The 11,000-nt window shown below is 69.2% G+C and carries 11 protein-coding genes; 7 read left to right on the forward strand and 4 right to left on the reverse strand.

All coding sequences use genetic code 11. The annotated features are described in order from the left end of the window. Window position 1 precedes the first annotated feature (1 nt). Window positions 2-829: a pyrroline-5-carboxylate reductase gene (proC, locus tag ENSA5_RS07540; protein WP_106390951.1), complete on the reverse strand. Its 828-nt coding sequence runs from the start codon at window positions 827-829 to the stop codon at window positions 2-4. A gap of 130 nt (window positions 830-959) precedes the next feature. On the opposite strand from proC, the gene ENSA5_RS07545 reads away from it, so the two are divergent. From ENSA5_RS07545 to ENSA5_RS07555, 3 genes are read left to right on the forward strand one after another with little or no spacing between them, the layout of a single operon-like run. Further along, complete coding sequence (locus tag ENSA5_RS07545; RefSeq protein WP_106390952.1) at window positions 960-1,385, forward strand: hypothetical protein; 426 nt, start codon at window positions 960-962, stop codon at window positions 1,383-1,385. A gap of 47 nt (window positions 1,386-1,432) precedes the next feature. After that, window positions 1,433-2,233, forward strand: coding sequence for an OmpA family protein (locus ENSA5_RS07550; protein ID WP_106390953.1), 801 nt, complete (start codon window positions 1,433-1,435; stop codon window positions 2,231-2,233). A gap of 33 nt (window positions 2,234-2,266) precedes the next feature. After that, the gene (locus ENSA5_RS07555; protein WP_106390954.1) at window positions 2,267-4,774 is read left to right on the forward strand and encodes a TonB-dependent receptor plug domain-containing protein; all 2,508 of its coding nucleotides are present in this window, start codon (window positions 2,267-2,269) and stop codon (window positions 4,772-4,774) included. Window positions 4,775-4,777: 3 nt separating this feature from the next. Here the strand turns inward: ENSA5_RS07555 and ENSA5_RS37205 are convergent, their stop codons facing one another. The 3 genes from ENSA5_RS37205 to ENSA5_RS07565 form a co-directional block, all read right to left on the reverse strand. After that, a complete protein-coding gene (locus tag ENSA5_RS37205) occupies window positions 4,778-5,014 on the reverse strand; it encodes a hypothetical protein (protein WP_181197482.1) in 237 nt (78 codons plus the stop codon). A gap of 234 nt (window positions 5,015-5,248) precedes the next feature. Continuing rightward, window positions 5,249-5,863 (reverse strand): DUF938 domain-containing protein, encoded by a 615-nt coding sequence (locus tag ENSA5_RS07560; protein WP_106390955.1) that lies wholly within the window; start codon window positions 5,861-5,863, stop codon window positions 5,249-5,251. 133 nt (window positions 5,864-5,996) lie between these two features. Further along, window positions 5,997-7,187, reverse strand: a complete 1,191-nt coding sequence (locus ENSA5_RS07565; protein ID WP_181197483.1) for a S41 family peptidase — start codon at window positions 7,185-7,187, stop codon at window positions 5,997-5,999. Window positions 7,188-7,374: 187 nt separating this feature from the next. Here ENSA5_RS07565 and ENSA5_RS07570 point away from each other — a divergent pair, with 187 nt between their 5' ends. The 4 genes from ENSA5_RS07570 to ENSA5_RS07585 form a co-directional block, all read left to right on the forward strand. Next, window positions 7,375-7,794 (forward strand): hypothetical protein, encoded by a 420-nt coding sequence (locus ENSA5_RS07570; RefSeq protein WP_106390957.1) that lies wholly within the window; start codon window positions 7,375-7,377, stop codon window positions 7,792-7,794. A gap of 74 nt (window positions 7,795-7,868) precedes the next feature. After that, window positions 7,869-8,576 (forward strand): Crp/Fnr family transcriptional regulator, encoded by a 708-nt coding sequence (locus tag ENSA5_RS07575; RefSeq protein ID WP_106390958.1) that lies wholly within the window; start codon window positions 7,869-7,871, stop codon window positions 8,574-8,576. 4 nt (window positions 8,577-8,580) lie between these two features. Continuing rightward, complete coding sequence (locus tag ENSA5_RS07580) at window positions 8,581-10,116, forward strand: S41 family peptidase (RefSeq protein ID WP_106390959.1); 1,536 nt, start codon at window positions 8,581-8,583, stop codon at window positions 10,114-10,116. An 8-nt stretch (window positions 10,117-10,124) separates the two neighbouring features. After that, window positions 10,125-11,000 (forward strand): LolA-like protein (locus ENSA5_RS07585; protein ID WP_146155431.1); only part of this gene is annotated, 876 nt, incomplete at its 3' end.

Genomic DNA, 11,000 nt, shown 5'->3' on the forward strand with positions numbered 1-11,000 from the left:
GTCAGCCGAGCTTCGCCGCGACCTTGGCGGCCTCCTGGACCGTGCGCGCGAGCACCGAGCGGATCCGGCCGTCCTCCATGGTCAAGATGCCCGCGATCGTGCAGCCGGCCGGGGTCGTGACCTGGTCCTTGAGCGCGGCCGGGTGCATGTCGGTGTCGAGAACCATCGCCGCCGCGCCACGAAACACGTGCGCGGCCATCGTCAGCGCGACGTCGCGCGGCAGCCCCATCATCACGCCGCCGTCGGCCATGGCCTCGAGCATCACGTAGACGAAGGCGGGCCCGCTGCCGTTGAGGCCGGTGACGGCGTCCATCAGCTTGGCCTCGACTTCGAGACACTCGCCGACCGACGCGAAGATCCGCAGCGCGAGCCCGAGCTGCTCGTCGTTCGCGGCGTTGGCCGTCTCGGCGGGCAAGCGGCAGACCACGGTCATGCCCTCGCCGATCAAGCTCGGCGTGTTGGGCATCGCGCGGACCAGCGCGGTCTGGGGCAGCCAGCGGGCGAGCTTGTCGAGGTTCACGCCCGCGGCGATGCTGATCAGCAGCTTGCCGGCCAGCGCCGCGCGCATCTTTGGCGTGTCGAGGATGTCGGCGAAGCGCTGGGGCTTGAGGCAAACGAGCACGACCTCGGCCGCCTCGCAGGCCGCGAGGTTGTCGGTCGTCGCGGCCACGCCGAGCCTGGTCCGCAGCCGCTCGGCGACGGCCTCGCGCCGGGCCGTGACGACGATGTTCTCGCGCGGCAACCAACCCGCCCGCAGCACGCCAGCGACGATCGCCTCGCCCATGGTTCCACAGCCGAGCACGCACAAGCTCCGAGGTCCGTCGAGCATGGCGGCGCATTAGCACGAAGCGTCGACGCGCGGGGCCCGTCCGCGCTCACGAGCCGAGCACCTTGCGCTCGATCCAGCCCTGCTCGGCAAAAATTTGGGGCCCGAAGCGAGGCGCGCGAGACTCGGCCAGGTGTTTCGACCCCTGCGAACGGCGATCAGCGTCGCGGTCCTCGCGGGCGCGCTGTGGGCCGCGTTTGCCGTCGACCTCGGCGGCCGGACCTTCGCCGAGCACATCGACACGATCAGCGACACACCCGAGGCCGAGCGGCTGATCGAGGGCACCCGCGCCAAGATCAACCCCGCCCTGCAGGAGGTCCGCGACCGCGTGCTCGGTGAGTACGTCGAGGCCCCGACGTGGATCCCGGACGAGCCCGAGGAGCTGGGCGACCTGGGCGAGCCCGCCGCCACCCGACGACGGCCCGCGGACCCTCGCGCCGAGATCACCCACGCGAGCGGCACGCCGCCGTCCGAGCCGAGCTACGAGCCCGCGCTGCCGGGCCGCGCGTCGGCCTCCGCAGATCTGCCCCGGGAGCCGCCGCTCCCGGGTCGTCGTTGAGACGAGGCCTTTGCGTCGGCGCGACAGCGCGCTACACACCCGCCGACATGCGCTCGATCTGTGCGACCCATGCGACGGTGACCTTGAGCCTTGGCTTGCTGTTTGGGCTCAGCGGCTGCCCCAAGCAGGCAGACTATCCTTCATGCAAGAAGGACAAGCACTGCGAGGACGGTGAGTCCTGCGTCGACAACCTGTGCCAAAACTGCCAGGTCGACGCCGACTGCCAGGGCAAGGGCCCCAACGGTGAAGACCTGCCCTGCGTCAACTTTCGCTGCGAAGAGGCGGTCGCCGGCGGCGAGTGTCAGACCTACGACGACTGCGACCCGGGCATGATCTGCGCGGCCAACAGCTGCGAGCTGTGCACCGACGGCAGCCAGTGCGACAGCGGGGTGTGCAACGACAGCGGCCGCTGCGAGGCCCTGCCCTGTCAAACCGACGACGACTGCCCGATCGACGAGATCTGCGACGGCGGGCAGTGCCTCTACAACCCCCTCGACGGCGACTCGTCCGCGGCCGTGTGCGGCGTGTCGGCGCTCTACTTCGGCTTCGACAGCGCCCAGCTCTCGCCCAACAACCAAGAGCAGCTGACCCAGGCGGCCCCGTGCCTGACCGAGCTGCTCGCGGGCGGCAGCGCGCTGGTGCTCGAGGCCCACGCCGACAACGTCGGGACCGAGGAGTACAACATCCTGCTCACGGATCAGCGCGGCGGCACCGTCCGTGAGTTCCTCGCCGGCCTCGGCGTCCCCGGCGATCAGATCCGCGTCGTCGGCAAGGGCGCGCTCGAGGCCGCGGGCAGCGACGAGTCCACACGAACCAAGGACCGCCGCGTCGAATTCATCGTCGAGTGACGCCAGTGAGCGCCCGCCGGGTACCATCGCTCGGTGCTCGGTCTGGCGATCCTGCTCGGCGGCCTCGTGCTCGGCCCGCCGCCGCCAGATCTGCCGCCAGATCTGCCGTCAGCTCCGCCGCCCGAGGCCCAGCTCGACCCGGACCCCGACGCCGAGCCCGAGCCCGAGCCCGGTCCCGCGACGCACGGACAGCTCCGCGTGCAGGTGCTCGTGCACGGCGGCCGAGACACCGTCGCGGGCGCGCGCCTGTTCGAGCTCGGAGCTCCAGACCCCCCCGACGAGCCCGCCGAGACCGACGAGCGCGGCGTCGCCCAGCTGTGGCTCGAGCCCGGCAGCCACCGCTTCTCCGCCCGCGCCGACGGCTACGAGCCGCTCGAGTTCGAGGTCGAGATCACCCTCGGCGAGCGCCAGACCCTCGAGCTCCGGATCGACGAAGCCCTCGGCGGCAGCCGCTACCGGACCGTCGTCAGCAGCGAGCGCACGATCGCCGTCAGCCGCACGACCCTGCGCGAACAAGAGATCCACGAGCTCCCGGGCTCCGGCGGCGATCCCTTCAGCGTGATCAAGTCGCTGCCCGGCGCCGCCCAGGTGACCGGCTTCTTGCCCTACGTCGTCGTGCGTGGGGCCGCGCCCGGCAACACCGGCTACTACCTCGACGGCGTCCGGGTCCCGGCCCTGTTTCATGTCGCCGTCGGGCCCTCGGTCGTCCACCCCTACTTCATCGACCAGGTCGACTTCTATCCCGGCGGCGTCCCGGTTCGCCTCGGTCGCTACGCGAGCGGGATCGTCGAGGGCCGGACCCGCGCGGCCGCGCGCGATCGCGTCCGCGGTGAGGTCGACCTGCGCCTGACCGACGCGGGCGCGCTGCTCGAGCTGCCCTTCGACCGCCCCCGAGATCAGGCCTGCGAAGCCGAGCTGGCCGCGACCGAGGCCGAGGCTGGGACCACGCCTGCACGGGCCGCGCGACGGGCCAAGCTGGCCTGTCGCGCCCCCGGCCGCGGCTCGCTGACCCTCGGCGGCCGCTACAGCTACACCGGGCTGATCCTCTCGGCGGTCCCCGGGCTCAACGTGAAGATGCGCTTTTGGGACTACCAGGCCCGCCTCGATCACGAGCTCGGGCCCCGCGCTCGCTACACCGCGTTCGTGTTCGGGAGCTACGACGAGCTCGGTCAGCGCGAGGCCCTCGTCGAGGTCGACGACGAAGACGGCGTGGCCGGGACCGTGCTCGACCCCGACCCCGACCCCTTCGTCCGCCTCGAATTCCACCGTATCGACCAGCGCATCCGCCAGCGCGTCCGCAACGGCGGGCGCGTCGACTATCGCGTGGCCCTCGGCCTCGATCGATCCGGCGTCCAGTCGATCCGCGTGGATCAGTGGCGGGTCGCCCCGCGGATCGACGCGCAGCTGAAGCTCGGCGAGCGGCTCACGCTCCGGGCCGGCCTCGATCAGGAGTTTCAGGTGTTCCGGCTCCCACGTGGTCTCGGCAGCGGTGAGCTCACCAACTCGATCGAGGATCTCGCGCTGCTGCTGAGCGAGCGCTTCGTCTCGGTCACCGGCCTCTACGCCGACCTCGGCTACCGCAAGGGCGCGTTCGAGATCCGTCCGGGGGTCCGCGCCGACCTCTGGGTTCAAGTCGGCTCGAGCCCCTATCTACCGGGCGCGCAAACGGTGTCGAGCGCGGCCGGGGTCGATCCGCGCGTGCTCGTGCGCGAACAAGTCGGCGCGAAGCTGGCCTTGCGCCAGAGCTTTGGCGTCTACCACCAACCCCCCGATCCGCCCCTGCCGATCCCCGGGATCGAGAGCATCGGCCTCGAAGATGGGCTCCAGCGCAACACCCAGGCCAGCTTCGGCTGGGAGTGGACGATCGGCGATCGTGCGGTCCTGACCCAGGACGCCTACCTCGGACGCCTGGCCAACATGCAGGACTACGAGCTCAGCGAGGGCCTGGGCGACACCGGGGACGCCTCGACCGCCGACGAGCTCGACGACTACGTGATCCGAGTGTCGGGCTGGAGCTGGGGCCTCGAGACAATGTTGCGCCTGGTCCCCGACGGCAAGGCCTACGGCTGGCTGGCCTACACCTTGTCGTGGTCCTACCGCGACTATCCGCTCGGCGGCTTCGCGCCCGCGACCTGGGACCAGCGCCACATCTTCAACGCCGTGCTCGGCTGGAACATCAACCGCAAGTGGCGGCTCGGCGGGCGCTTCCACCTCAACAGCGGCCGGCCCTACACCACCCGCCAGGTCGACGGCAGCGGGTCGCTCGAGAGCTTGATCGAAGCGCTGACCGAGCACCGCAACGACGCTCGCCTCTCACCTTTTCTCCAGCTCGATGTCCGCGTCGAGCGAGTCTTCACCCTGCGAGACTTTCGGCTCCACCTCTACCTCGACCTCGCCAACGCCAACTTCGGACGCGAGGTCCTGCGCTGCGACTCACTGGCCGAGAGCACGAACCCCGCCGTCCAAGTCGTCGACGGCTGCGTGAACCCCCAAGCCGTCCGCTACATCCTCCCCGCCCTCGGGCTGAGGGCGGTGTTTTGACGATCAGGCGGCCGCGGTGGACGAGCGGTCCTCACCGGAGGGTTCGGCGCGGGGCAGACGGCCCATCATCGCGCTGATCCGCTTGAGCTGACGCAAATCCTCAAAGAAGGGGCGCACCGTCACGGAGTCGACGAACTGGCTAACAAACTCGAGATGCTGACGGTCGTGGCGGTACATGGCTCTTCTCCTGGGTCGGTGGTCAATCGTCGTGATGTGATCCGGCACCTGGATAACTTGCATGCACCGTGCCAGCTACGTGAAGCTCGGCCGATACCCCAGGCCTCGTTCGAAATTCAATGATCTCAACGACCTGCCCTTACGCAGCGACCCACACCCAATTCGCAACGCTTGTGGCCAGCTTGCGTGATTTGATCGCGAACAAACGACGGAACCACCAGGCCAATTCCGCCCGGGACGTCACAATCACCGTTTGGGAGCCGATCGCGCCGATCGGCATCGCGAATTCAGCTCAGATCAATGATCCGCTGGCACTCGACGCCGAAACACGACGCTCAAGTTGTTTGCGGGCATGTCAAAGACACGATCCAGCGCAAACCCGCGACCCTTTGCTTCTTCTTCAATCGTGTCGAGATCCCGAACGCCCCAGCTCGGATCTTGGGCTGCGAGGCGCTGATCGAAGGCCTCGTTACTAGGCGCTGTGTGCGCTCCGCCGCGCCTGAAGGGACCGTAGAGACAAAGTGGCCCATCTGCAGCCAGCGAACGCGACGCCCCGTCGAGCAGACCCAGACAGGCCGCCCACGGCGCGATGTGGATCATGTTGGCGCAGATCACCGCGTCGAAGCTGTCGATCGGCCAGGGGGTCGCGGTGGCGTCGAGACGCGTCGGCCCGGCGACGTTGGCGAGGCCCTCGGTCCACGCGCGGATGCTCTCGAACAGGCTCTCGTCGCGATCGCTTGGCTGCCAGCGCAAACTCGGGAACGCCGCCGCAAAGAAGGCCACGTGCTGACCGCTGCCGCTCGCGACCTCGAGCACGGTCCCGCTGCTCGGCAGCACCTCGCGCAACACCGCCAAGATCGCCTCGCGGTTGCGACCGGTCGCCGGATAGTCGAGACGTGGATCTTTTGACACGACCTTCGGGTCCTACCCCAATCCGCGCGCTGCACCAAGCGTTGTCCAGCCCACATCCACGACACAGGCCACCTGCAGGCGTCCTGGATTCGCGGCTGGCCAGGTAGTCAAATGTCCTACATGGCCCGCCAACTCAGTCCCGCAGGGCGACCAGGCTGACGAGCTCGCGCGCGGCGGCCTCGACGGCGTCGCGCCCGAGCAGGCGCTCGAGCGGGACGTCGGGCTCGACCCCACGGCCGTCGATGCTGCGATCGTCCGGCGAAAAATAGCGCGCGACCGTCAGCGTGAGCAGCGAGCCATCGGGGATCCCGATCACCTCCTGGACCGTGCCCTTGCCGAAGCTGCGCTCGCCCATGACCTTGGCCCGACCGTTGTCCTGGAGCGCGACCGCGAGCAGCTCCGAGGCCGAGGCCGAGCGTCGATCCTGGAGCACGACCAGCGGCGTGCTCGGGTCGGTGCCCGCCGCCGTCGCCAGCTCCTCGCGCTGGATCGCGCCGCCGCGCCCCCGGGTCCGAGTGAGCACGCCCTGGTCGACGAACAAGTCGGCGACGAGCACGGCCTCGTCGACGTCGCCGCCCGGGTTGCCGCGGACGTCGAGGATCAAGCCGACCAGCCCGCGACCCCCGGCGCTGTCGCGCAGCTCGGCCAGCGCTCGCTTGACGCGATCGCCGGTCCCCGCCCGAAAATTGTGGATCTCGATCCAGCCGACGGCCTGGCCGCCATACTCGACGAGCTCGGCAGACACGCTCGCGTCGACCTTGGGCTTGCGCAGCTCGATGTCGAGCTGCTCGGGGCCGCTGCCGCGCTCGACCGTCAAGGCGATGCGCTCACCCGCGGCGCCGCTGAGCGAGAGCTGGGCCTCGGCGTTGCTGAGCATGTGCTCGCAGGGCTGACCCCGAATCGCGAGGATTCGGGTCCCCGGAGCCAGCCCGAGCTTGTCTGCGGGGCTGCCCGGGTGGACCGCGATGACCTCGAGCTCGGCCGCGCCCTGGCTGCCCGCGCGGCGCAGGGTCGTGACCAGCCCGGCCTCGGCGCCTTGATGTTGGCGCTTCTTGGCCAGCTCGCGCTCGTCCGCCGTCAGGTAGTGACTGTAGGGATCGAGCCCCGCGACCATGTGCTTGAGCCCGCGCGACATGACCTCGGGCGCGTCGACGGGCTCGACGTAGCGATCGAGGACGACGTCGAGGCTGTCATGGAATTGCTGGCGCTCGAGCTGGCCCTTGCCCTTCCCCTTGCCCGCCTCCGCCTCCGGGATCACCTGCTCGACCGTCAGGGTCGCCGCGACGCCCAGCAACAAACCGAGAACCAGAGACGACCGAGACACGCGCACGTTTTTCATGGTGAAGCAGGCGGGGACCTTGGTCCACCAATCACGCGCCTGGTTCCCGCTGGACCTTCCGCGACCTCGCGCCACCCACTGGATCAGTCTTCAGTAGCCAGAAAATCTCCCCTTTTTCTTGACGGAGTACATGCACCTACATGTAGGATGTAGCCCTACCCAGGAGATCCCCATGCACTCGACCGCGCGCGCTCCAATTCGCATCACCCCTCTTCCTCGCCCCGGCCGCCGCGTCGTCGAACGCCGCAAGCAGCGTTCGAACGGGACGGCCGACGCGCTCGAGCTGGCCCTGTCCGCCGCGGCCGACGGCGGCGTGCTCGACGTGGTCCTGATCGCCGACGACTTCGGCATGTTGGTCGCAAGCAGCAACACGACCCTCGACCTCGAGATGCTTGCGGCGATCACACCAATCGTGTCCCGAGGCCGCGCCAAGGCCAGCATCAAGCGCAACGGCGAACATCGGGACCTGAGCGTCAAGTCGATCCGGGTGCTCGACGAGACCCTCCACATCGCGGCCCTCGGCGGCGACCCCTCGACCCGGGCCCTCAGCGTGATGCGGACCGTGACCGCGGCTCGCCGGATCCTCGCCTAGCAGCCGACCAGGCGCGGCGAGAGCCGAGCTCGCCGGGCTTTGGCGGATCCTCCGCGAACCGTTACACTCGCCGCATGGCCGTCGAGCCCGCGGAAGCCGAGGAGATCCGCAACCATCTGTTGCGGTATGCCGGTTGGGACAAGGTCCCTGAGGAGGTCATCAAGACCTTCAGTGAGAGCGCCACGCGTGTGGAGCTCAAGCGGAAGCGGCCAGTGTTTCGCCGCGGTGACCCTGGACCGGGTCTGTTCTTGGTGCGCTCCGGCGAGTTCAAGCTCAGCTTGATCTCGTCAGAAGGTCGAGAGCAGATCTTGTATCTAGCTGGACCGGGCAAGCTCATCGGTGAGGGCTTCTTGCCCCGTGAAGTCCAGTGTGCCGCGTCAGCCTTTGCGATGACCGACGGCGAGGTCTGGCGCTTCGACACCGACCTGGTCATCAAGCTGCTGTCGCAGTCCGAGGCCATGGCCTTCGCGTTGATGCGCCACCAGGCCTTCCGCGCCAACCGGCTGATCGACCTGATCTTGGATCTCTCGCTGCGCTCGGTTCAGCGGCGGCTCGCGAGCTTCTTGTACACGCTCGCGCTGCGCAGCGGCGCGGAGCAGGGCAAGGCCCACGTGATCCCGCGAGCCCTCGACATGAACACTGTCGCGGCCCGGCTCGGGACCGTGCGCGAGGAGATCTCCCGCGCGCTCAACCGCATGCAGCGAGAAGGCATCCTCAAGCTCAGCCGCCAGGAGATCGTCGTCCTGGATCTCGGCGCGCTCGAGATGGTCACCTACGAGTGAGCCCATGGGCGCGGCGGACCACGGCCCGCTGACACGCGCGACCGAGCGCAACCTGGCCTTGGGGTCGGGCTTGGGCTTGGCCCTGGTCGCCGCGCTCGCGCTGCTCGGCCCGAGCGCGGGCTGCAAGCGCAAGGAGCCCAAGGACGACCCCCACTCCCTCGCCGCGCTCGAGGCCGAGGGCCCGCCGCACACCCCGAGCTGTCGCTCCTGGGAAGACCTCGACTTCAGCTCGCTCCCGGCCCTGCCCGAGGGCGCCCACGTGGCCGCCTTCGATCAGGTCTGGCGCACCGTCGCGCAAAAACACTACGACCCGACCCTCGCCTGCCTCGACTGGCTCGCGCTGCGCGAGCAGTACGGCCAAAAGGTCGCCGCGGCGGGCGACGACGCCGCGGCCGCCTACGCCGCGATCAACGAGCTGCTCGGCCTCCTCGGCCAGAGCCACCTCCACGCCACGGCCCCGACCCCGACCGCGAAGCGCGAGCGCGAGACCGGACCCGCGACGGTGCCGATCACGGTTCGCTGGCTGCCGCTCACCGCCAAAGATCCCGCGGCGAAGCGAGGCGCGGTCGTCGTTGACGAGGCCGTCGATGGCCACGACAGCGGCGTGCCACGCGGCGCGATCTTGACCGAGGTCGCAGGCGAGTCCGTCGAGGAGCTCGCCCGGGACGTCGCCGAGGGCGTCGCGGCCCGCGGCGGCCGAGCCACCGAGACCGGTTTCATGGTCGCCCAGGCGATCGGCTCGATGCTCAGCTGCCCCGAGGGCGGGTCCAAGCAGCTGAGCTTCCTCGATCCCGGCAACGAAGACGCCGCGCGGACGGTCGAGATCCCCTGCTTCTTGCCCGAGGGCGAGCGGGTCAGCCTCGGCAACCTGCGCAATCTTCCGACGACCGTCGAGTGGCGGATGATCGGGGCGCCGGGCGAGACCGAGGCCGAGGCCGAGGCCGAGGAAAACATCGGCTACCTCGCCTTCAATTTTTGGATGCTGCCGATGACCGAGCGCGTGCGCGCGGGCGTCGACGAGCTGCGCGAAGCCGGGATGACGGCGCTGATCATCGATCTGCGCGGCAACCCCGGGGGCGTCGGCGCCATGTCGATCCCGATCGCCCGGATGTTCGTGCGCGAGGGCACCAGCCTCGGCCGCCTCCAGATGCGCGAGTTCAACCAAGAGTTCAAGATCGAGCCCAACCCCGCAGCCTTCGACGGACCCCTCGCGATCCTGGTCGACGAGGGCACGGCCAGCACCTCGGAGATCTTCGCCGTCGGGATGCGCGACGTCGGACGGGTGACGATCGTCGGCGCGGGCCCGAGCGCCGGGATGGCCCTGCCCTCGATGATCGAGACCCTGCCCGACGGCGGGCTGATCCAGTACGTCGTCGGCGACTATCGCAGCGCCAAGGGCAGCGCCGCCGAGGGCGAGGGCGTGATCCCGGAGGTCCTCGTCGACGAGTCACGCGCCGACTATGCCGCGCGCCGTGACCCCGTGGTCGAGGCCGCCGTCGACCACCTCCGTCAGCGCCTGCGAGACTCCGCCTCAAATTAGTGATCGCCATGCCGCGCCTGTCCAAGCTCTCCCACGTCTCTTCGTCACTCGTAGCCCTCGCCTTCGTGCTCACCAGCGCCTCGTGCAGCTCCCAAGACAAGGCCACGCCCAAGGCCGACGCGCCCTCTTCCGAGGCCAAGCAAGACGCGAAGACCCCGGCGCCCGCCGAACAGCTGCCCGACGGCGCCGAGCTGCTCACGGCCCACGTCGAGGCCGCGGGCGGGGCCGACAAGATCGCCAAATTCGAGACCGTCCACGCCGAGGGCACCGTCGACACCGGTCAACAAAAGCTCGTCGGCACCATGCACATGTGGTGGCAAAAGGGCGGCAAATTCTATCTCGAGCAAGACGTCGAAGGGGTCGGCAAGAGCCGCGCCGGCTACGACGGCGAGACGATCTGGCTCGACGACCCGATCACCGGGCTGCGCGTGCTCGAGGGCGAGGAGGCGGCGTCCTACATTCAGACCTCGCTGATGTTCCCGGGTCACGACTGGCGCCAGCACTTCTCCGCGGCCAAGACCCTCGGCAAGCAGCGCACCGATGAGGGCGAGGTCTGGGAGGTCGAGCTCGTGTCCAAGGCCGGCCCCGACGTAATCGTCGGGCTCGACGTCGACACCAAGCTGATCCGCTACATGAAGACGACCCAGATCACGCTGATGGGGCCGCTGCCGATCGAGGCCCACACCGAGGACTACCAGCTCGTCGAGGGCTACAAATTCTCGATGAAGAAGCGCAGCTCGATCAAGGCGCTGATCGAGCTCGAAGAAGAGATCACCAAGTTCGAGGTCAACGTGCCGATCGACGAGTCGATGTTCGTGTTCCCGAGCAAGCGCGAGCAGGTCCCCGCCGACCCCGCCGAGCAACCTCCAGTCGAGGCCCCCGCC

The sequence above is a fragment of the Enhygromyxa salina genome, assembly GCF_002994615.1.
Classification (GTDB): Bacteria; Myxococcota_A; Polyangia; order Nannocystales; family Nannocystaceae; genus Plesiocystis; species Plesiocystis salina_A.